This is a genomic window from Chroococcidiopsis sp. CCNUC1 (assembly GCF_023546805.1).
In the GTDB taxonomy this organism is placed as follows: domain Bacteria; phylum Cyanobacteriota; class Cyanobacteriia; order Cyanobacteriales; family Chroococcidiopsidaceae; genus Chroococcidiopsis; species Chroococcidiopsis thermalis.
Map to the genome: position 1 here is coordinate 5340996 of NZ_CP097480.1, position 21122 is coordinate 5362117.

Genomic DNA, 21122 nt, shown 5'->3' on the forward strand with positions numbered 1-21122 from the left:
GTTAAAAGCAAATGACAGATGACAATTGACCAATGACGATTAAAAATGTTGAAACCCCCGATCGCGGCTGAGAATCCGGTCGGGGTTTTTGTTAGTGCGATCGCATAGTATTATTTCCAATTCTGCGGTGATTTCGCCAATAATTGCCGCTCCTTCACCCAAATGTTCGATCAGGGCTTCAGCTGGTTGTTGAGGTAGACACAGAACTAACTCAAAATCTTCGCCGCCATACAAAGCCCATTCTACAGCCTGTTCTGCGGTAACTAAATCAGACAAAGCTGGAGGAATCGGAATTCGATCGCGATCGATCCTCGCACCAACACCGCTCATTTGGCAAATTTGGACGATCGCATCGGCTAAACCATCGCTGCTGTCCATGCCAGAAATGGGGAATTCGGAATTCGGAATTCGGAATTCGGAATTAAATGCTCTCTTTGCCTTCCCTACATCTCCTGCTAAAATTTCTTGCAAAATAGGTAAGACATCTAAGCGGGGTTTGGGGCGTTGGTGCGCCTGGATGAGAAAGGCGCGATCGCGATCGCTCAGATTTTGCCCGATTTCTGGATGTATGAGCAATTCTAAACCAGCACGAGAAGCACCATGAAAGCCTGTGATGGCGATCGCATCTCCAACTTGCGCTGTATTGCGATAAATCGTCTGGTTTGGCTCCACTTCGCCAAAAGCTGTAATCGAAACTGTAATAACTGGAGAACGACAGACATCTCCCCCTACAATCGGAGTTTGATGTAGTTTCAAACATTCATCCATGCCTTTGTAGAGGCGTTCTACCCACTCAACAGGAACCTCACCAGGTAATCCCAAGGCGACAGTAATTCCGAGCGGTCTAGCCCCCATTGCAGCTAAGTCAGAAAGGTTAGCCGCAGTCGATCGCCACCCCACATCTTCTGGACTAGTGGTAGCATCGCTAAAATGTACCCCATCCACTAGCATATCTGTGGTTACCACCAGAGATTGTTCTGGCGATGATGATATTACAGCTGCATCGTCACCGATAATTTCTGCCGGACAAAAACGCTGTAACCGCTCTAATAAACCTTGTTCGCCAATATCTTTAACTTTCACAAGAAGTCGGGAGTAGAGAGCAGGGAGCAGGGAGCAGAGAAGAAAAGGCGTTTTGTGGTAGCTTTAATCACAATCCAAATATACTTTTTCCCATTCTTGCTCGGATAATGGTTGTACGGCGAAGTCAACATGAAAACAATTTTTGGCAGATGCAACTAAAGCATTTATAACTAATTGAATTAAATCTTCCCCTCGTCGCAGAGGTAACTTTATCGCAGCAAACGCCTCTGTGCCAAACACTTGAGCAAACAAATCCTCATCTGGTTCCAGCCGCATCGAACCATGTTGAAGGATAACACCACCCCGCCTTAGTTGAGCGCTACCAATTAATTTTGTCCCATCCTCCAAGACGAGATCCGCTCCCGTTGCCGTACCAAAGCAGTTAGGGTTGTGAATGTACCCTCGTCCAGCCGTACCATAGTGTAGCTGGATGCCGAGCGATCGCCACCCCTGAATCAGAAATTCACAAATTTGTTGGTATGCCTGAGTGCGACTTCCAGATAATCCTGACATCACCACGGCATAGGTTAAATCGCCTTGATGTAAAACTGCTCTACCTCCCGTTGGACGGCGTACCAAATCGAGCGCCCTACCATTCCAAATTAAATTTTGCCAGCGATCGGGATACTGATGTTGATGGTAGCCAAGAGAAATTGCTGGCGGCGACCAAGTGTAAAACCTCAATGTAGCAGGCATTAGACCTAATTGATGCTGCTCTACTAAATAGCGATCGATCGCCATTTGGACTGTTCCTGGCGCTTCTAGGTGAGGAATTAACCGCCAAATGCGGGAGTCGGGAGTTGTAGGGGCGGGTTTAGTAAAAGCTTCATGGCTCACGTCAATTAATCTTCGGTCAAAGCCCGCCCGTACAGGGGAGCCGGGGGAAAGGGGGACAAGGGGGACAAGGGGGAACTCGCTCTTCCCCACGACCGAAGGGAGTGGGGATTAGGGGGCGAAGGGGGACAAGGGGGAAGGCGGAATTAACTACCAACTACCAACTACCAACTAACAACTACCACTAATTAGCAAATTCTTGTTGTAGAGCCTCGTCATTATCATCGGCGATCGTAGCTACGACTGTAATCAGGCGGGATACCTCGCCAGCAGAAAGTTCTGCTACAGTGCGGGTAGACAAAACCACAATTTGCTCGTCAAAGATACCGAAACTGGCTTCAAAGGTATCAGACCAGTTCATTTCTAGTAACCGTCGCATTAAACCAGCATCGTTTTTGGTGGGTAATTTTAATACCGCAGACCAAACTTTGAACGTGTCTTCATCGGTTTGTCCGGTTAGTTGCACGAAGACTTCAACGCTACCATACTTAAACTTCCATAAATAGCTATTCTGAGTATGACTGACCATTGCACTTTCATCTTGCTGCAAGCTTGCAATGACAGTTTCGATCACCTCTACATGGTTAATGCCAGTACCTTCAACTAACTCTTCGAGGATTTCTTCGCTAGACATAGAGTCACTTACTACCGTTGCCGGATCTGGTCGATCGCTCGTCATAGAAATGCCTTCTAACAGCTATGAGGTCTTCTAGACCCAATTTATCGCTTTTAGGTATAGCAATTGCCTGTCTTTAGCAATAAATCTTAACTTTCTCCCGTCATTCAAAGGCGGTGGCATCGTCACCGCCTTCGATCGCAATTTTTCCACTCGCAGTTGCTACACTGGCTTACATGCTACCAATACCTTACTCATGTATTGGACTTCAGCAGTGACATTCTCAAAACCTGCCTTTTCCAGACGCTCTACTAAGTCATCTGTCATGTAATGTCTGTAGTAGGGCTCGTGGAAGGTTTCGTAGAAGCCTGTCATGGCTGGCTCCATTTCTGGAGAATCGCTCATCTGAATCGAGTCGCAGATGATAAACCTACCACCTGGCTTGGTGACTCGGAAAGCTTCTTCGATAACTCGCTGCCGTGCGACTGCTGGCAGTTCGTGGAATAAGAATACGCTGGTTGTAGCGTGGAAGTAGTTATCCATGTATGGCAATTCTTCGGCATTAGCTTGCAGCAATTGCGGTAGTTCCCCAGGAATTTGAGACAACATTTGATTGGCTTTGCGCAAATAGGCTGGGGATAAATCCGTACCGAACAACGCCGCTTTGGGTAAAGCAGCGCGAATCATTTTTAGAGTGCGACCAGTACCGCAAGCAATATCGAGAATCTTAATTTGGCTAGCGGGTACATCGTCAAAAGCACTCAATCCTTGCTTCAAGGATGCAAGAATCCGCCGCCGCATGGCATCAGCCGAGCCACCAAATAGAATCTCTACTTGTAAATCGTAGAGATTGGCTGACAGGTCGCTCAAATAACCACCCGTTTGATGATGGAAATTTTGCAGGTAGTAGCTGGGATAGCCGGCAATATCTAAATTCGAGTCAAAATCTTGGTAGTTTTTTTGTTTGGCTCTTTCCCAAATTTGCGGCAAATCGAACCATACAGCCGGATAGTAGAGGAAGAACTCATCCCAAGGATTATCGAACAGGATATTGTGGGGATAGACTCCTGCCTCGGCATCTTGCCAGTCTACTTCTAACAGTCGTTCGTAACGCTGGTTGATTTTCTGTAGCAAATCGAGCGGTAAGGGTTTAGACTTGCGATCGCTCGGCGAAACTAGGCTCATTACCCGCGTGCTGAGTATCTTGTGAGCGAGTCCGAAGTAATTTTTGCTCTGCTGAAAAGTTTGATATGTCAGTTTTGTTAAAGTGTCAGCCATAGGTAGTTGCTGGAATCAGTTTTGAGTCGGTCTTTACCTAATCTTTAATTTATTGTAAATAAGTGTTACGAAAAATTCCTAAATCTTTCGATAGGTCTGGAGATTTTTGGTGAAAAATTTTTGGACAAGGGAGACAATGTAGGGGCGGGTTCACCAGCAATCTCTGAGATCCAACCAAATATCCCTGCAAACCCGCCCTAACATGTTTACCGCATGAAAAAAGCCACCTGCAATTTGGTGGCTGAAAACTCATTTAGCGATGTAGAGGCGTTACATGTAACGTTCTAGCAATCGTAGTAGAGGGCAAATTCATAAGGATGGGGGCGTAACCGCATCGGGTTAACTTCGTTGTCAAGCTTGTAAGCAATCCAAGTTTGAAGGAAATCTTCCGTGAATACTCCAGTTGACGTTAAGAATTCATGGTCTTTTTCCAATGCTTCTAGAGCGTCTTCTAACGAGCCTGGAGTCGAAGGAATTTTGCTTAACTCTTCTGGCGACAAGTCGTAGATATCCACGTCTAAGGGTTCGCCAGGGTCGATCTGATTCTTAATTCCGTCTAGTCCAGCGCAAAGCATAGCAGCAAAGGCTAGATAAGGGTTAGCCGTTGCATCTGGACAACGAAACTCTAACCGCTTAGCTTTGGGATTGGGTCCAGATAGCGGAATGCGGATGGAAGCAGAGCGGTTACCTTGAGAATAGGCAAGGTTTACAGGCGCTTCAAACCCAGGGACTAAACGCTTGTAAGAGTTAGTCGTGGGATTGGTTAAAGCTAAAAGTGCAGGAGCGTGCTTGAGGATACCACCAATGTAATGCAGCCCCATTTCGCTCAAGCCAGCATACTTATCACCTGCAAACAAAGGCTGCCCATCTTTCCAAATTGATTGGTGGGTGTGCATCCCCGAGCCATTGTCATTAAACACTGGCTTTGGCATAAAGGTGATAGTTTTGCCATACTTTCTGGCAACATTTTTGATGACGTACTTATAAATCATCAAATTGTCAGCCGACCTAATCATGGTATCGAAGCGAATACCAAGTTCGCACTGTCCGCCTGAAGCAACTTCGTGGTGATGCTTTTCGATTGGCACGCCACACTTAGCCATCGTCAGCAACATCTCAGTCCGCATATCCTGAGATGTATCTGTTGGCGCAACTGGGAAATATCCCTCTTTGTAGCGGGGTTTGTAGCCCAGGTTGCCACCCTCTTCTTTTCTACCTGTATTCCAACGCCCTTCAATGGAATCTACGTGGTAGTACCCTTCGTGCTGATTTTGGTCGAAGCGGACATCATCAAAAATGAAAAATTCGGCTTCTGGACCAAAAAAGGCTGTGTCACCGATGCCTGTGGAGATTAGGTAGTCTAGGGCTTTTTGAGCAATAGAGCGAGGATCGCGGGCGTAAGGCTCTCCTGTACGAGGTTCAATAATGCTACAGATTAGGCTTAGAGTCGGTTCTGCCATAAATGGATCGATCCAAGCGGTTTTTGGATCGGGAACCATTGCCATATCTGATTCATTAATGGCTTTCCAACCGCGAATACTAGAACCATCGAAGGCTACGCCGTCGGTGAAGCTACTTTCTTCAATTTGGTTTTGGTATACCGTCAAATGCTGCCAAATTCCAGGCGTGTCAATGAATTTTAGATCGATGACTTGAATGTTCTGATCTTGAATCATCTTCAAGACTTCTTGTGCGGTTTCGGGCATGGTGACTCCTTAATCTGCCAATGACTGAATGGAACTATTGCACTCTCAGCTTGCTGCCACGATGTGGTTTGCTGGAAGCCAGATCTTGCCACATTTGAATCATCCTAGAAAGAGAGTGAAGGCAATTTTGTAGTTTAAATGACAAAACGTCTGCCTGGAGGCTTATATTAGTTATTCCTTAACAAGCTGTATTAATTGGGACGCATGGATGGTTTCTCATCGGGGTCAAATTTAGCTTAAAATCCTTAAAGAGCAATGGTTTGCTTGTAGGCTTTCAGGCTTGAGGTGGCACGGTCAGTTGTTAACAAGTGCAATTCCTTAGCTCAACAATATCAAACCACAGATAGGAAAAATTCGGAGAGCAATCAAATGCGGGATGCAATAACAAGCTTAATTGGGACTTACGACGTGGCAGGACGGTACTTCGATCGCACTGCCTTAGAACGGCTCAAGTCCTACTTTGACACCGGAACGGCACGGGTTCAAGCAGCTGCAACAGTTAACTCAAATGCTGCATCAATTGTCAAGCAGGCTGGTTCGCAATTATTTGCCGAACAACCAGAATTGATTCGTCCTGGTGGTAATGCCTATACAACGCGGCGCTATGCTGCTTGTTTGAGAGATATGGATTATTACCTCCGTTATGCGACTTACGCGCTGGTAGCTGGCAATATGGATGTGCTAGACGAGCGCGTGCTACAAGGCTTGCGGGAGACTTATAATTCTCTGGGTGTACCAATTGGTCCTACCGTGCGCGGTATCCAAATGATGAAGGATATTGTGAAGGCACAAGCAGTAGCAGCTGGCGTAGAAAATACAGCTTTTATCGATGAACCGTTCGATCACATGACTCGCGAATTGAGCGAACGGGATATTTAATTGGTAGTTGGTAGTTGGTGGTTGGTAATTGGTGGTTGGGCGATCGCGTTCTGTTTAAATTATGAAGGCGATCGCTTTTTTACTGGCTAATTCAGATTTTGGCAAGAATTGTTTGAGCAGCTGCTTCATCGATAATTAACCCTGTAATTAGCTTGCCGCTTAAAGCAGCTAAAATGGCTTCTACCTTTTTTACGCCACCTGCTACACCAATAACGAGCCGCTGCGCGGGTTGTTCGAGCGGTACGCTGGCGACACGGCTATTCGTTCCCTGTTGCAGCAAAACTCCGTGGCGATCGTACGCCCAGCCTGCAATCTCCCCCACTGCACCCAGTTCGACTAATTCAGCTACCTCGTCATCGTTAATAAAGCCATTTTGATGTAATGGGGCATTCCAATCAATCTGACCGATACCGACAAATGTTGCCTTGGCTTGCTCGGCAAGGGTTTTGACGGCGATGAACGATCGCTGCGTCTGCAACAGTTCCCGTTCTTCAACACTAGTCGCTACAACCGGAGTCGGTACGGGATACGCTTGCGAACCAACCCGCTCTGATAAATGCATCACGACTTCATGATGACCTGCCCGCCCGTAATGAGACATATTACCAATAGTAGAAACAATTTTATGCTGCGGTCGCTCCATTGACGGGATCTGCTCCACCATCGATCGCAATGTTCGCCCTGAAGTAAATGCCAATACTGTAGGCGTTTTTGCAATAAGATACGTTTCTAAACAGCTAGCAGCACGCACGCCAATACCGTTGAATGTGTCGCCACTTCCCGCGTCACTCGGTACGACTTCACAAAGCGATAAATCGAATTTGTCGCGTAGCGCTTCAGCTAGAGCAATGCATTCACTCAAGGGATGATCGAGCCGAAATTTGATCAGCTTTTCACTCACAGCCAGCGCAATTAGGCGTTGTGCCGCTTGCCGAGACACGCTGAGCTTTGCTGCAATTTCTTCTTGCGTATTTCCGGCTATGTAATAGAGCCATGCAGCATGAGCTGCCAGATCTAACTTGCGATCGCGTCGCTCCGAACCAGTTTCTCCCATATCCTACCTTCAGGATTTGTATATCTCTCAAAAGGAAGATTGAATCTTCGAGCATATGCTCAAAGCAAGGCATTTTGCTCAGTTCTTTACAAATTATTAAAAGTGGTAATGGGGAATTGGTAATTGGTAGTGGGTCATTGATAGTCACCTCCTTGTCCCCCTTGTCCCCCTTGTCCCCCTTGTCCCCCTTGTCCCCCTTGTCCCCTTGTCCCCCTTGTCCCCCTTGTCCCCCTTGTCCCCCTTGTCCCCTTGTCCCCCTTGTCCCCCTTGTCCCCCTTGTCTCCCTTGTCCCCCTTGTCCCCCTTGTCCCCCTTGTCCCCCTACTGTCCACCCGTAATCTCCAAGTTAAACCCAGTAATATAGCTGGCTTCTTCACTCATGAGAAACGCTACACCGTTAGCAACTTCTTCTAAGCTTCCCAAACGGCGCATTGGGACTGAATCGATCATCTGCTGCTCGACGACTTTGGGATTGGAATCAAAGTATTGAGATCCTACAGATGCCTGTAATTCTGTCTGTCGCGTCCACATCATGCCAGGACCGATTAACGCTGGAGAGAGTGCATTGACTCTAATACCATAAGGAGCGAGATCCTTTGCTGCTGTCTGAGTCATGCCGACAACCGCAAACTTAGAAGCAGCGTAAGCCACCATGTTCGGTGGACCTACTACCCCCGCATAACTTGCCGTATTGACAATTGCCCCGCCGCCAGATTCGCGCATATGTTGTGCGGCAGCCTTGAGAACGTGAAAAACACCGACAACATTGATGTCAATGACTTTTTGAAAGTCATCTTCTGGGTACTCGTCAGTCTTGGCAAACAAACCTTGATAGCCTGCATTATTAAAAACATAGTCGATCCGTCCCAATTGCTCTACAGCCCCAGCAAAAGCTTTGGCGACATCTTCAGAGGTTGTGACATCACAGCCAAATGTGGCGACTGGAACGTTGTACTCTGCTAGTTCTCGCGCTACATCTACCATTTTGGTTTCGTTTAAATCCCAGAGTGCCACACCTGCACCATTAGCAGCAAAACGATGTGCGGTCGCTTTGCCAATGTCTCCTGCACCGCCTGTAATCAGGATGGTCTTACCCGCAAAGTCATAGGTGGCTCTTGCTGTCATTGGTTCTACCTATTGTTGAAGAATTATTGCAAATACTCATTGACTTCTCATTTTTTAAATCGAGCCGAGTACGATCTCTATTATTGAGCTTTTGCCCAAGTCTAGAGCATAAAATCAAAATTTCATTTAATTTTTTAACATCAAAGGAGTTATGCGGTGCGTATCCCTCGCTTCGCTAAAGTACTGGTTGCATTCCTGACTGGGTTGATGCTGGTGCAACTGCTACACGCTTGTTCGTCTTCATCAGCCGCCGAGAAAACTAGACTGACGATCGCCACCGTTAACAACGGCGACATGGTTGTCATGCAGGGGCTTTCTCGCCAGTTTGAACAAGAAAACCCCAATATCGAACTCAGGTGGGTGGTGCTGGAAGAAAACGTGTTGCGCCAACGCACGACTACGGATGTTGCCAGCCAGGGAGGACAATTTGATGTCTTGACAATCGGTTCTTATGAAACCCCAATATGGGCGAGACGAGGTTGGCTAACACCATTGAACAACCTACCTGCTAGCTATGACGTAAACGATCTGCTAAAACCCATCAGAGAAGGACTTTCCAACGACGGCACGCTCTACGCGCTGCCGTTCTATGGAGAAAGTTCAATGCTGTACTACCGCAAAGATTTGTTTGCCAAAGCAGGAATTAGCGTTCCCGAACAACCAACATACGCTCAGATCGCACAGTGGGCGAGTAAAGTTCACGATCCGGCAAACGGGGTATATGGCGTTTGTCTGCGAGGAAAACCTGGCTGGGGCGAAAACATGGCATTTCTGTCTACCTTGGTCAACACCTCCGGCGGGCGCTGGTTTGACATGAAGTGGCAACCTCAGCTCGATACTCCAGCCTGGAAAGAGGCAGTAGGATTTTACGTCCAACTGCTACAAAAATATGGACCCCCAGGAGCCAGTTCTAATGGATTCAACGAGAATCTCGCGTTGTTCTCGACGGGTAAATGCGGCATGTGGGTAGATGCAACCGTTGCAGCGGGACTGTTATCTAATCCGAAAGAATCCCAAGTCGCCGATCGCGTTGGCTTTGCCCGTGCGCCAATTGAAGAGTATCCTAATGGATCGAACTGGCTATGGGCTTGGGCGTTAGCAATTCCTCAAACCTCAAAATCTCCCGCAGAGGCGCAAAAGTTCATCGCCTGGGCAACATCCAAGGAATACATCCAATTGGTTGCGAACAAAAATGGCTGGGTTGCCGTTCCACCAGGGACGAGGACTTCCACCTACAACAATCCCAATTATCAAAAAGCCGCACCGTTTGCTCAGATTGTCTTGAACTCAATCCAATCTGCCGATATTACCCATCCCGCCGCCGAACCAACTCCTTATAAGGGAGTTCAATATGTAGACATTCCAGAATTTCAAGCGATCGGCGCTTCTGTTGGGCAGACCATCGCCGCCGCACTGACCAACAACATTTCGGTAGATCGAGCATTGCAACAATCGCAGAGTGCAACCGAACGGTTTATGAAACACACCGGATATATTGACCAGTGAGTCGTAGGGACGGGTTTCCAAACCCGCCCCTACGACTCCCGACTCCTGTACGGGCGGGTTTCCCAAATAGACTCTGATGCTAACTACAGATTTCGGGTGAACCCGCCCCTACAATTTTTGACTTTTGTACGGGCGGGTTTACCGATCGTATTTGATTCTGACCAGTATTTCGGGTGAACCCGCCCCTACAATTTTTGACTTTTGACTTTTAACTTTTGACTTACTTATGTCTTCCTCATTAGCTGTAAAGCCTCAACAGGCAACGCCACCACCTGCCAAACGTTCTAGGCGACAGACATCGACCTTACCTTTAGTTGCGCCTTCGGTCATTGTGCTGCTGCTGTGGATGATTGTGCCTCTGGCGATGACCTTATGGTTTTCCTTTCAGCGATACAACCTGCTGAATCCAGATGCCCGCCGATTCATCGGAATTGAAAATTTCACCTTCATCCTCACCGATCCGGCATTGTGGACGGCGATCGCCACCACTTTAATTCTGGTCGCCTCGGTGTTAGCAATTACGATCGCGCTAGGCACGTTACTCGCGGTCTTATTTGACCAAGACTTTCCCGGTCGCGGGATTGCGCGGGTACTGGCGATCTCGCCATTCTTCGTCATGCCTACAGTCAGCGCCTTGATCTGGAAGAATATGTTGATGCATCCAGTCAACGGACTGTTTGCTCAAATCACAAGAGGATTGGGCTTAGGGGCGATCGATTGGTTTGCCGATTTTCCCTTGCTGGCGATTATCATCATTGTTTCGTGGGAGTGGCTGCCCTTTGCACTGCTAATTTTACTCACAGCCATTCAATCTTTAGACCGCGAACAACTAGAGGCGGCGCGGATGGATGGGGCAAATGCGATCGCCTTATTTCGTTTCGTTATGCTACCGCATTTGAGTCGCGCTATTGCTGTAGTCGCTGCGATCGAGACGATTTTCTTCCTGACGATCTTTGCCGAAATCTTCGTGACTACTGGTGGTGGACCCGGACTGGCAACTACTAACCTTGCCTATTATATTTTCCTCAAAGCCTTACTAGAATTTGATGTCGGTGGTGCTTCAGCGGGTGGATTAATTGCCGTCCTCCTTGCCAACATTGTCGCAATCTTTTTGATGCGTAGCGTTGCTCGTAATCTGGATACATAATCATGGCACGTAAAAATTCTCGCCTCTGGCTCTGGACAATTCTAGGATGGCTAGCTGCTGCCATCTTGTTTTTCCCGATCTTCTGGATGTTTATTACCAGCTTCAAAACTGAAGTAGCAGCAGTTTCAACTCCACCGCAATTGTTTTTCCAGCCTACATTGGAAAACTATGTTGCCATCCAAGATCGGGCAGATTATTTCAACTATGCGTTTAACAGCATAGCCGTCTCACTCGGTTCGACAATACTCGCGCTACTGCTTGCCGTACCTGCTGCCTATGCAATGGCATTCTTCCCTACTAAGCGCACCAAAGGAACCTTACTGTGGATGCTATCTACCAAAATGCTGCCACCCGTAGGCGTATTAGTGCCGATCTACATTCTGTGTCGCAACTTGGGATTGCTAGATACCCGCATCGGTTTGATTATCATTTATACCCTGATTAACTTGCCGATCGTTGTCTGGATGATCTACAGCTTCTTCAAAGAAGTTCCCAAAGATATTCTCGAAGCCGATCGCATGGATGGGGCAAACACGCGCCAAGAACTGCTCCATGTCTTGCTACCCCTAGCATTACCTGGAATTGCCTCCACCGCGCTGCTTTCAATTATTTTGTCATGGAACGAAGCCTTCTGGAGCTTAAACCTGACGACAGCAGATGCAGCCCCACTCACAGCATTTATTGCCTCATTTTCCAGCCCCCAAGGGCTATTCTGGGCAAAACTCTCCGCCGCATCAACACTGGCGATCGCCCCCATCCTGATCTTCGGTTGGCTCAGTCAACGGCAACTGGTACGGGGGTTGACGTTTGGAGCAGTGAAGTAGGGGACAAGGGGGAACTCGCTCTTCCCCGCGACCGAAGGGAGTGGGGATTAGGGGGCGAAGGGGGACAAGGGGGACAAGGGAGCAATTCAAAATTCACGCATTCAAAATTTCCTACACCCCACACCCCACAACGCCAGTTGCTACAACGGGGGAACCCCCCGCACCGCACTGGCTCCCCCACACCCTATTTACTGCTGGTTCTACTAGCCACCAGCCACTAGCCACTCATAACAATCACCAATTCCCAAAATTATGTCAACAGTTACTTTAAGAAATATCCATAAACGGTATGCCGATACTGAGGTGATTAAAGGTATCGATCTTGATATCGGCGATCGCGAATTTGTTGTCTTTGTCGGTCCTTCTGGTTGTGGCAAATCAACTTTGTTACGGGCGATCGCTGGACTGGAGGAAATCACATCTGGCGATTTACTCATTGATGGCGTGAGAGTAAATGACGTACCACCAGATAAACGCGGGTTGGCAATGGTGTTTCAAACCTATGCCTTGTATCCCCACATGACGGTAGCAGAGAATATGGCGTTTAGTCTGCGCCTAGCGGGTGTTCCTAAGGCTCAGCGTCTTGAAAGAGCGAAAGAAGTTGCCCGTATCCTTCAATTAGAACCGCTATTAAATCGGAAGCCTAGAGAACTATCGGGAGGACAACGCCAACGGGTAGCGATCGGTCGGGCTTTGGTGCGCAAACCTAAAGTCTTTTTGTTCGACGAGCCGCTGTCCAACTTGGATGCAGCCTTGCGCGTACAGATGCGGATCGAACTTGCTAGCCTTCATGATACTTTGCAAGCCACGATGATATACGTGACGCACGATCAAGTGGAGGCGATGACACTAGCTGACAAAATTGTGGTGTTGCAGGGTGGTATTGTCGAGCAAGTCGGATCGCCTTTGGAACTGTACCACCATCCCCGCAATTTATTCGTGGCTGGGTTTATCGGTTCGCCTAAAATGAATTTTCTCTCAGTGACGGTGACATCTGTAAATAATTCTGGGACAACAGTTGCACTGCCTGGTGAGGCAACAGTAACAATTCCCGTCCAGCCTGGATTGTCGGTAGGAGATAGAGCCACGCTGGGAATTCGTCCCGAACACTTGCGACTCGATCGCCATAACGCCACGCTCAATGGCGAAGTACTTGTTGTAGAACGGTTGGGTGGAGAAACTTTTCTCTACGTCAAGATTGCGGGTGGCGACACGTTAATTGTGCAAACAGACGGAGATAATCCCAGCCGGATGCACGATCTCGCACCGCTCCAGATTAACGGCGATCTCTGTCATTTATTTAACCAGCAAGGTGAAGCTATTCCTAAAGTTCGTCGTCACCATTTAACTACTGATGAATTCCATGAACAGCAATATCAGCACAGGCTCAACAATTAAGCTGAATGAAGCTTCCTTATCTCGTTTGCCGAACAACATCCGCGTTCCCAATTACGATCGCCACTCCTTAGTTAATGGCATCGTCCATATTGGTGTGGGTGGATTCCATCGAGCGCACCAAGCACTATATCTTGATAACTATTTGCAGCAAACTCGCGATCGCGAATGGGGTATCTGCGGGGTGGGACTGCTGGAATTCGATCGCCGGATGCGCGATGCTTTGCATTCTCAGGATTGTTTGTATACTTTGGTGGAACGCTCGACTGAAGGCGATTGGGCGCGTGTTATTGGCTCGATTACACGCTATCTCTTTGCCCCAGATAACCGCGCCCGCGTTATTGACGCACTGGCAGATCCCCACTGTCGAATTGTGACGCTGACGATTACAGAAGCAGGCTATTACTACATTGAAGGTAGCGGCGAATTTGATGCTCACCATCCGACAATTCAGCACGATTTACAACATCCACACGAACCAATCGGAGTCTATGGCTTTTTGACAGCAGCACTGAATAAGCGTCGCCAACAAGGATTGCCACCGTTTACGGTGTTATCATGTGACAACCTACAGGGTAATGGCAATATTGCCCGTAAAATGTTAACTGCCTTTGCTCAAATGCAAAATCCAGAGTTAGGAAATTGGATTAGCGATCGCGTCACCTTTCCTAACTGCATGGTCGATCGCATTACTCCCGCGACAACAGCAGCCGATCTCAAAATGGTGGCGGAGCAATTTCAGATTGATGATGCCTTTCCAGTTGTGGCAGAACCATTTCTTCAGTGGGTCGTTGAGGATAACTTTTGTGCGGGTAGACCGGATTTAGAATCTGTAGGCGTACAAATGACCGATGACGTTCATCCTTATGAGATGATGAAAATTCGGTTACTCAACGCCAGTCACTTACTCATTGGTTATCTCGGCACTCTGGCAGGATATACCTACGTGCATGAGGTAATGGCAGATCCGGCAATTCGGCAAGCCGTCGATCGCCTGATGGCAGAAGTTACACCCACGCTTCAACCCGTACCGGGAATCGATCTAGACGCTTACAAACAGACGTTAATTCAACGATTTGCCAATCCTAAAATACAGGATCGGCTACCGCGTTTGTGTCTCAATAGTGCTGCTAAGATGCCAAAATTTATTCTGGGTTCGTTGCGTGACGCTCTACAACAGGATGGGGCGATCGAATATATGAGTCTGACGATTGCTGCTTGGTTCCGTTACCTGAAGGGACAGGATGACCAAGGCAACGCGATCGAGATCGACGATCCTATGGCAGATATTTTGACACAACGCGCTCGTTCCGGCGGCTCCGATCCTCGACCTTTACTCGGTATATCTGAGATTTTTGGCGACTTATCGCGATCGTCGCGTTTTGTGGAGACAGTTGGAAATTACTTACGCAGTTTGGATGAATTTGGAGCCAAAGGAACGCTAGCTCGATAGCGATCGTTTCCTACTGTTCTCTTTCTCCAACTAACTGTATTTTTCAAAACATATTTCATGCATGGACACCCGTATGCTGAATCCGAGGCTAGATTCGGAAATCCATTTAGTGATATGACTACGGCAGCTACCCCAGATGCAAGTTTCTATATCAACGATCGCAACTACTGGATTAACGGTGCGGCGTTAGCCTACGTCTTAGGAGGATACAGCTTTGCCATCTTCTGCATCGTGCAGCATTTGTGGTGGTTAAACCTCTTGGGTACGGTGTTATTAACCCATACGCTAATTTGGGCAGCATACTTCGTCCATGAATTTATTCATGGCAACATTTTTCGTAACCCGCGCTGGAATGTCGCATTTGCGCAGGTAATGTTATTTCTGACAGGTTCTTGCTACAGTCGTTATCGCGATGTTGCCAGCAACCATTTAGCCCATCATAAAAACAGGGCTGACTTTTCTGCTTTTTCCCTACCAGATTTCCTCCAAACTGCACCGAAGCCGATAATACGCCTAATTGTGGCGCTGGAATGGCTTTATTTTCCCGCTATTAACTTTTTGTTGCGGTGGTTTAATGCCCTTTCTCCATTTTTGGGACAACAGCGCCGAGATGAACGAGTGCGTAACGGTTTGTTACTATTACTCCGAGGTAGTCTATTCACAGCCTTAGCAATCTATTCTCCCCGTGCTATTGTTCTTTACTTTTTCGCTTATATTTGCTTTATCAACATCCTGAGATTTATTGATTGCTTTCAGCACACATACACTGTGTTTCAGCTAGGTCAATCCTTACCGCAATACAGTTTGGAACATGAGGAAGCAAATACTTTCTCTAACCTCATTTCTCTGCGTTGGTCTTGGCTAAATGTATTGCTGCTAAACTTTGGCTATCACAACGCCCATCATCGAGTTATTCGCTGTCCTTGGTATCTTTTGCCTAAATTAGATGCCGAATTATATCCCCGCAACTACCGTCAGTACGTGACGCTAACTCAACTCATCGCTAACTACCATCGTTTTCGGATTCATCGCTTATTCTACGGTCAAGGAACGGTCGTGGATACCGAGAAGGGGTTGAATCTAGATAACTTTGTCGGGGCAGTTGGAGTCTCTTTTCTATTTTCACGGGAGCCGATTGACTGGTTGAAGCTTGCTGCTAGTGATAGTGATGGCGCGCTAAGCGTTCGCGAAGTGTAGCGCAGATAAGACTCGATCCCCCAACAACCCTCCGATCCTCGGGGGCAATGCCCTACACTTGAATTTCCGAAGGACAACCTGGTTTGCGCCTTGCTGCTAAATACTCGGCGATGATTTGTTGATATCTCTCTTTGCCAAAAAACGTGTAGTGACCGGGATAAACTGTCTCTATTGGCAGTTTTTCTAGCCGTTCGTAGGTAGCAATATAAGTAGGGATATCACTGCAATGAAGTTCGTCTAACAACTCGCCATCATAAATCACATCTCCAGAGAACAAATCTTGAGATTTGGGTTCATATAAAGCAATACAGCCAGGGGAATGTCCAGGGAGATGCAACACCTCAAAAGCGCGATCGCCTAAATCTAATACGTCTCCTTCTTGGAGAATTTGTGTAGGTTCTGCTGCATTTAAGGTATATGTTTCGACTGTAAATCCAGGGTAAGGTAGCAAGTCGAAATGTTCTTCTAATACCCAACCTTGTGCTGGCGTACACAACGCCTCATAATCATCTCCTTTTTGCAGTGCTTCGGCTTCCGCCGCATGAATGGCGCGTTCGTCGAATTCGTGCATTCCACCCGCATGATCGAAGTGAATGTGAGAGGCGATCGCCAACAACGGTTTATCAATTAAACTAGCAATGTATTGCCGCAAACTCGCAACCCCTAGCCCAGTATCGATCAAAAGATCGCGATCGCGACCTTTAATTAACCAGAGATTTGCCCGATTCCACCAATAGTAATGCGGTTCGCTAATTAGGTAGAGGTTGTCACTAATTTTTTGCGTCGAAAACCAGCTTTGACAGACAGCTTTAGAGTGCATCATGGTGAGTGGTAGTAAGGTGGGCAATGCCCACCTTACAATTTGGATGATAAAGTTTAAGTTGATTTGACTATAGAATCATCGTACAAAGATTTCAGCTCAAGAGGTTTAGGAACTATTTTAAAGTCATAAGCAGCTCTTGCCGTCAGCTCGAAATTTTTCATTGCATTATTGGGATGATTTAAATTAAATGCAATTGACTTGTTACTGTCCAAATCAAAAATCTTGACTCCCGCGATTTGTTCTTTTGCTTCCTCTGGGGTGACTCCTAACTTTTGAGCAGCAATTTTGATTGCTTCTTCATCACCAGAATTCACTAACTTAACTCCCTTATCGATCGCCCGCACATAAGCCTGAAGATCCGCTTTGCGGCTTTCAATCAGTTTTTGTCTTACGACTAATACATCAGCAATTAAATTCGTATCTTTAGTGGTAAAAATAATTTTTCCTCCACTTTCCTTGGCTGCTTTAGTCAACCAGGGTTCGTAAGATACGGCAGCATCGACACGTTTGGCAGCAAATGCCGCTGCTGCATCTGCGGCAGTTAAATCTCTTACGATCGCATCTTGTTCGGTCAATCCGCCTTTCTCTAAGTAGCTACGTAATAAAACCTTCTCAAATAATATATTTTCTCTAGCAACGGTTTTCCCTTTCATATCTTTGGGACTGTTGATATTATGACCTAAAATACCATCCGATCCATTTGAATAATCGACAACATAGAACATCCGAATTGACGGATCTTTGCTAATCATTTGTACTGCATCTCCTGATGTTACCCAGCCTACGTCAACTTTTCCAGCTAGAAATGCAGTAATACCTTCTGTTGCACTCTGAAAGAAAGTTTCTTGCACCTTAATGCCTTCTTGACTAAAAAAGTCTTTTTGGAGTGCGACATAGTGACCTGAATATCCAGGCCAAGGATTAATACCAGAAATCAATACTTGAGGTTGAGGCGTAGGAGATGAAGGGGAAGAAGATGAAGTTGTTGAAGTTTGAGGAGAACAAGCAACAGCCCATAACAAAGATATCAAAGCCAGCACAATCAAACGTCTTGCAGGAAATTTAACCATCACTTACACTCTATTTCTGAAAGTTACACGAATAAGTCTTTCTTTCCGACTCCCATACGGGCGGGTTTGGAAACCCGCCCCTACCGACTCCCCTACTCACCGCGCAAAGCGTGCAGAATTTGACGTTTTATCTCAACAAATTCTGATGAGAGTTTAATTTCTAAATGACGATTGGCTGGCAAATTGACAGGTATTTCTAGTTGCAGCCGACCGGGATGACTACTCATGACATAAATGCGCTGGGAAAGAAAGATTGCTTCTTCGACATCGTGAGTAATCATCAATACAGTCGTATGAGTTTGCTCCCAAAGTTCTAACAAAAATTGCTGCATTTGTTCTTTGGTTTGAGCGTCCAAAGCGCCGAAAGGTTCATCCATCAATAGTACTTCTGGTTCGTTGGCTAAAGCACGAGCGATCGCAACTCGTTGTTTCATTCCACCTGATAATTGTTTTGGGTAAGCTTTAGCAAACTGAGTTAAGCCAACTACGTTCAAGTAGTATGCTACCCGCTCTCGCTGCTCCGCTTTGGACATTTTACGCAACTGCAAACCAAATGCAATATTTTGCGAGACTGTTAGCCAAGGATAAAGCGTGTAGCCTTGAAACACCATACCGCGATCGCTCCCAGGACGACCAGTCACAGCCTGACCGTCAACTAATACTTGACCTGCGGAAGGAGTTGTGAGTCCAGCCACGATATTAAGTAGAGTAGATTTACCACACCCAGATACACCAACCAAACAAACAAATTCTCTAGGGTCAAGTTGGAAGTTAATCTTTTCTAGTACTACCAATTCCTTACCACGATTGGAATAGGATTTGCAGATTTCTCGGACTTCCAACTTAGGTTGATTTAGATCGGCTCGTCCCGATTGGGTTGATTGTTCCCGCAATTGACCGTTGAAGCGGGTATCAAGCATAAGCTACGCATTCCTACATCTAAAAATTATCGCGATCTATACTTTTGTCAAGTTGCTCTAATTCAGTTAATCTCAAGCCATTCAGTAAAATTGTTAATTGAGATACAGATTTTTGGCTATGAATGATGCCTCTTCAAAGGTAATAGTTTGCTAACATACGATTCACGACTTCCGACTTCTCAATATAGCTTTAAAGCGCGATCGCCAATCAACTATTTTTATCAGTACGATCGCAGTTGCAAGAGAAAAAAACAAAGGAGCGATCGCCGCGCAAATTGTTGTCAATAGGGTACAAAGTATTACCTGAATGGAAGTAAACTAGTTTACACCAATTTCTTTCAATTATGATACTTGATTTGAGTATAAATAGATACAAACATATAAATTCAGCAACTGTAATAGTATTAAAATAAGCTGCCCAAATCTTGCTTTTCTCTACACTATGCTTTTTAGTAGCAGAAGACTGAGACAACCGATCGACAATTCAGCAAAATAACGGAATTCTTCACAGCGATCGACTCACATCCTCTGCTGCTCCAGTTACTGAAAGTTTCTAAAGTATTTGCTAATAGATGGAGGTAATACCACTGGTGGCTCAATCTAGTTTCAGTAATTCAGATCTAGCTTCGCCTCGTCAAAACCGCTATCTCGAACCTTCCGTGTTTTGGAGCATCCGCCAAGGTTTCCCCCGTTGGCTGGCAATGGCGATCGCCGCAACATCTCTCGCAGTACCGTTAATATTATGGGCGATCGCGAGTTACGCGGGTTGGGTTCCGCCAATGTTTCTCCCCACACCAACAGCGGTTCTCCAAGCTGGTATAGATATGTTGACTCAGGACAATCTCATTATGGATGTCCTCGTGAGCTGCGGTCGGGTTCTCGGCGGTTTTCTATTTGCCGCAATTATTGGAGTACCAATGGGAATCGCAATGGGAACTTTCTACAGCATGGAAAGCCTATTCGCTCCCATTGTCGGTACGGTGAGATATATGCCTGTCACCGCATTTGTACCGCTAATTGTGATTTGGGTTGGTTTAGGTGAAGAAGCCAAGATACTAATTGTCTTCTTGGGTGTCGTACTGTACAACGCCATCATGGTAGCAGATGCGGTCAAATTCATTCCCAACGAGATGATTAATGTTGCCTATACTTTAGGGGCAAATCGTCGCGATGTCTTGTTCAAAGTGATTGTGCCAGCAACATTTCCTAGCGTTCTAGATACTCTACGAGTTAATATTTCTGGAGCTTGGAACTTTTTAGTCATTGCCGAATTGGTAGCAGCTCAAAGCGGTTTAGGTTTCAAAATTATTCAAGCTCAACGATTTCTGCAAACAGAGAAAGTCTTATTTTGTATTGCTTTAATTGGCGCGATCGGTCTGCTAATTGACTACGGTTTGAAGTGGCTCTCCAGACAGCTTACCCCTTGGGCAGATCAAACCCGATAGAATCAGTTATCAGTTATCAATGTAGAGACGTTACATGTAAAGTCTTTACAAAGTTATCAGTAACAAAAGACCAATTACCAACTACCAACTACCAACTACCAATTACCAATTACCAATCAGTGATGAACCTCAAGCTAGAGCAAAATAAAACTGCCTTAATTTGTGTCGATCTGCAAACTGGGGCGTTCACAGGAGATTGCACGCTTTCCTATGTTGGTATTGCCCAATTGTTGCCCAAGGCAAAGCGAGTTTTAGCAGCAGCGCGTCAAGCAAAATTACCAATTATTCACTGTAAAGAAGTCCATCGTAAAGAAATGGTGGATTTTGGACGGGAGTTAGATGGTGCAGAACCGATTCACTGTTTGGAAACTTGGGCTAGTACTGATTATTATTGTGAATTAGCTCCAATTGACGGAGAATTTACAATTAGCAAACGTCGCTACAGCTGTTTTTTTGGTACGGATTTAGAGATCCTGCTGCGGGGGTTGAAGGTAGATACTTTAGTATTAATTGGTATGATGACGAACGTTTGCGTGCATTACACGGCAGCGGATGCTCATCAGCACGATTACCACTTCCACGTTATTGAAGATTGCTGTTCTGGTTCCGATTGGGACGCACATTGGGCAGCGCTAACGGCGATGGAATATTTGCAAACAGGCGCGAGAATTTCACACGCTGCATTTGTTGAAGCGATATCAGGTAAAGTTCCAGCAGCTTGAGACGAGTATTTTTGGATGCAGGGATTGGTCAATACATCTCTGTTGT

General features: G+C 46.4%; 21 protein-coding genes. 10 read left to right on the plus strand and 11 right to left on the minus strand.

Translation table 11 applies throughout. The annotated features are described in order from the left end of the window. Positions 1–39 precede the first annotated feature (39 nt). From thiL to glnA, 5 genes are all read right to left on the minus strand, one after another. Positions 40–1083 carry a thiamine-phosphate kinase gene (gene thiL / locus M5J74_RS24685; protein WP_106544423.1) on the minus strand — a complete coding sequence of 348 codons (1044 nt, stop codon included), beginning with the start codon at positions 1081–1083 and terminating at the stop codon, positions 40–42. Between the two features lie 63 nt (positions 1084–1146). Further along, positions 1147–1824, minus strand: a complete 678-nt coding sequence (locus M5J74_RS24690) for a biotin/lipoate A/B protein ligase family protein (RefSeq protein ID WP_106219021.1) — start codon at positions 1822–1824, stop codon at positions 1147–1149. Positions 1825–2101: 277 nt separating this feature from the next. Continuing rightward, positions 2102–2596, minus strand: a complete 495-nt coding sequence (locus M5J74_RS24695) for a YbjN domain-containing protein (protein WP_015156650.1) — start codon at positions 2594–2596, stop codon at positions 2102–2104. A 159-nt stretch (positions 2597–2755) separates the two neighbouring features. Further along, positions 2756–3811, minus strand: coding sequence for a class I SAM-dependent methyltransferase (locus tag M5J74_RS24700; RefSeq protein WP_106169521.1), 1056 nt, complete (start codon positions 3809–3811; stop codon positions 2756–2758). Positions 3812–4095: 284 nt separating this feature from the next. Beyond that, positions 4096–5517, minus strand: coding sequence for a type I glutamate--ammonia ligase (glnA, locus tag M5J74_RS24705; protein WP_015156652.1), 1422 nt, complete (start codon positions 5515–5517; stop codon positions 4096–4098). A gap of 369 nt (positions 5518–5886) precedes the next feature. Between glnA and apcB the strand changes: the two genes are divergently transcribed. After that, positions 5887–6396: an allophycocyanin subunit beta gene (gene apcB, locus M5J74_RS24710; protein ID WP_015156653.1), complete on the plus strand. Its 510-nt coding sequence runs from the start codon at positions 5887–5889 to the stop codon at positions 6394–6396. 91 nt (positions 6397–6487) lie between these two features. Here apcB and M5J74_RS24715 read toward each other — a convergent pair whose 3' ends face one another. The 3 genes from M5J74_RS24715 to M5J74_RS24725 are packed head-to-tail and all read right to left on the minus strand — an operon-like array spanning position 6488 to position 8574. Continuing rightward, positions 6488–7408, minus strand: coding sequence for a sugar-binding transcriptional regulator (locus M5J74_RS24715; protein WP_342669351.1), 921 nt, complete (start codon positions 7406–7408; stop codon positions 6488–6490). Further along, complete coding sequence (locus M5J74_RS24720) at positions 7290–7781, minus strand: hypothetical protein (RefSeq protein WP_250013789.1); 492 nt, start codon at positions 7779–7781, stop codon at positions 7290–7292. Before M5J74_RS24720 ends, M5J74_RS24715 begins: the two co-directional genes overlap by 119 nt. Further along, a complete protein-coding gene (locus M5J74_RS24725) occupies positions 7771–8574 on the minus strand; it encodes an SDR family NAD(P)-dependent oxidoreductase (protein WP_015156655.1) in 804 nt (267 codons plus the stop codon). Before M5J74_RS24725 ends, M5J74_RS24720 begins: the two co-directional genes overlap by 11 nt. 207 nt (positions 8575–8781) lie before the next feature. On the opposite strand from M5J74_RS24725, the gene M5J74_RS24730 reads away from it, so the two are divergent. From M5J74_RS24730 to M5J74_RS24760, 7 genes are all read left to right on the plus strand, one after another. Continuing rightward, positions 8782–10080, plus strand: coding sequence for a sugar ABC transporter substrate-binding protein (locus tag M5J74_RS24730; protein WP_084739185.1), 1299 nt, complete (start codon positions 8782–8784; stop codon positions 10078–10080). 226 nt (positions 10081–10306) lie between these two features. Next, the gene (locus tag M5J74_RS24735) at positions 10307–11227 is read left to right on the plus strand and encodes a carbohydrate ABC transporter permease (RefSeq protein ID WP_106170385.1); all 921 of its coding nucleotides are present in this window, start codon (positions 10307–10309) and stop codon (positions 11225–11227) included. Between the two features lie 2 nt (positions 11228–11229). After that, positions 11230–12051: a carbohydrate ABC transporter permease gene (locus tag M5J74_RS24740; RefSeq protein ID WP_015156658.1), complete on the plus strand. Its 822-nt coding sequence runs from the start codon at positions 11230–11232 to the stop codon at positions 12049–12051. A 40-nt stretch (positions 12052–12091) separates the two neighbouring features. After that, the gene (locus tag M5J74_RS24745; protein ID WP_250013792.1) at positions 12092–12322 is read left to right on the plus strand and encodes a hypothetical protein; all 231 of its coding nucleotides are present in this window, start codon (positions 12092–12094) and stop codon (positions 12320–12322) included. Then, positions 12304–13449 carry an ABC transporter ATP-binding protein gene (locus M5J74_RS24750; protein ID WP_250013795.1) on the plus strand — a complete coding sequence of 382 codons (1146 nt, stop codon included), beginning with the start codon at positions 12304–12306 and terminating at the stop codon, positions 13447–13449. The genes M5J74_RS24745 and M5J74_RS24750 overlap by 19 nt, the downstream gene beginning before the upstream one ends. After that, the gene (locus tag M5J74_RS24755) at positions 13415–14899 is read left to right on the plus strand and encodes a mannitol dehydrogenase family protein (protein WP_371934080.1); all 1485 of its coding nucleotides are present in this window, start codon (positions 13415–13417) and stop codon (positions 14897–14899) included. The genes M5J74_RS24750 and M5J74_RS24755 overlap by 35 nt, the downstream gene beginning before the upstream one ends. A 114-nt stretch (positions 14900–15013) precedes the next feature. Further along, on the plus strand, positions 15014–16096 hold the full coding sequence (locus M5J74_RS24760) for a fatty acid desaturase (protein WP_250013800.1): 1083 nt from the start codon (positions 15014–15016) through the stop codon (positions 16094–16096). Positions 16097–16148: 52 nt separating this feature from the next. On the opposite strand, the gene M5J74_RS24765 is transcribed toward M5J74_RS24760, so the two are convergent. The 3 genes from M5J74_RS24765 to M5J74_RS24775 form a co-directional block, all read right to left on the minus strand. Beyond that, positions 16149–16916, minus strand: a complete 768-nt coding sequence (locus M5J74_RS24765; RefSeq protein ID WP_041463447.1) for an MBL fold metallo-hydrolase — start codon at positions 16914–16916, stop codon at positions 16149–16151. Positions 16917–16972: 56 nt separating this feature from the next. Then, positions 16973–17989: an ABC transporter substrate-binding protein gene (locus M5J74_RS24770; protein WP_015156663.1), complete on the minus strand. Its 1017-nt coding sequence runs from the start codon at positions 17987–17989 to the stop codon at positions 16973–16975. Between the two features lie 92 nt (positions 17990–18081). Continuing rightward, on the minus strand, positions 18082–18909 hold the full coding sequence (locus tag M5J74_RS24775; RefSeq protein ID WP_015156664.1) for an ABC transporter ATP-binding protein: 828 nt from the start codon (positions 18907–18909) through the stop codon (positions 18082–18084). A 590-nt stretch (positions 18910–19499) separates the two neighbouring features. On the opposite strand from M5J74_RS24775, the gene M5J74_RS24780 reads away from it, so the two are divergent. Further along, the gene (locus M5J74_RS24780; RefSeq protein WP_106544411.1) at positions 19500–20354 is read left to right on the plus strand and encodes an ABC transporter permease; all 855 of its coding nucleotides are present in this window, start codon (positions 19500–19502) and stop codon (positions 20352–20354) included. A gap of 122 nt (positions 20355–20476) precedes the next feature. Next, positions 20477–21076 carry a cysteine hydrolase family protein gene (locus M5J74_RS24785; RefSeq protein ID WP_250013803.1) on the plus strand — a complete coding sequence of 200 codons (600 nt, stop codon included), beginning with the start codon at positions 20477–20479 and terminating at the stop codon, positions 21074–21076. Positions 21077–21122: the final 46 nt, after the last annotated feature.

Coding starts and splice junctions, on each gene's coding strand:
- M5J74_RS24760 (WP_250013800.1), top strand. CDS start 15,014: ATGACTACGGCAGCTACCCCAGATGCAAGTTTCTATATCAACGATCGC.
- M5J74_RS24765 (WP_041463447.1), bottom strand. CDS start 16,916: ATGCACTCTAAAGCTGTCTGTCAAAGCTGGTTTTCGACGCAAAAAATT.
- M5J74_RS24690 (WP_106219021.1), bottom strand. CDS start 1,824: ATGGCGATCGATCGCTATTTAGTAGAGCAGCATCAATTAGGTCTAATG.
- M5J74_RS24730 (WP_084739185.1), top strand. CDS start 8,782: ATGCTGGTGCAACTGCTACACGCTTGTTCGTCTTCATCAGCCGCCGAG.
- M5J74_RS24755 (WP_371934080.1), top strand. CDS start 13,415: ATGAACAGCAATATCAGCACAGGCTCAACAATTAAGCTGAATGAAGCT.
- M5J74_RS24770 (WP_015156663.1), bottom strand. CDS start 17,989: ATGGTTAAATTTCCTGCAAGACGTTTGATTGTGCTGGCTTTGATATCT.
- M5J74_RS24750 (WP_250013795.1), top strand. CDS start 12,304: ATGTCAACAGTTACTTTAAGAAATATCCATAAACGGTATGCCGATACT.
- M5J74_RS24700 (WP_106169521.1), bottom strand. CDS start 3,811: ATGGCTGACACTTTAACAAAACTGACATATCAAACTTTTCAGCAGAGC.
- apcB (WP_015156653.1), top strand. CDS start 5,887: ATGCGGGATGCAATAACAAGCTTAATTGGGACTTACGACGTGGCAGGA.
- M5J74_RS24785 (WP_250013803.1), top strand. CDS start 20,477: ATGAACCTCAAGCTAGAGCAAAATAAAACTGCCTTAATTTGTGTCGAT.
- glnA (WP_015156652.1), bottom strand. CDS start 5,517: ATGCCCGAAACCGCACAAGAAGTCTTGAAGATGATTCAAGATCAGAAC.
- M5J74_RS24735 (WP_106170385.1), top strand. CDS start 10,307: ATGTCTTCCTCATTAGCTGTAAAGCCTCAACAGGCAACGCCACCACCT.
- M5J74_RS24725 (WP_015156655.1), bottom strand. CDS start 8,574: ATGACAGCAAGAGCCACCTATGACTTTGCGGGTAAGACCATCCTGATT.
- M5J74_RS24775 (WP_015156664.1), bottom strand. CDS start 18,909: ATGCTTGATACCCGCTTCAACGGTCAATTGCGGGAACAATCAACCCAA.
- M5J74_RS24695 (WP_015156650.1), bottom strand. CDS start 2,596: ATGACGAGCGATCGACCAGATCCGGCAACGGTAGTAAGTGACTCTATG.
- M5J74_RS24740 (WP_015156658.1), top strand. CDS start 11,230: ATGGCACGTAAAAATTCTCGCCTCTGGCTCTGGACAATTCTAGGATGG.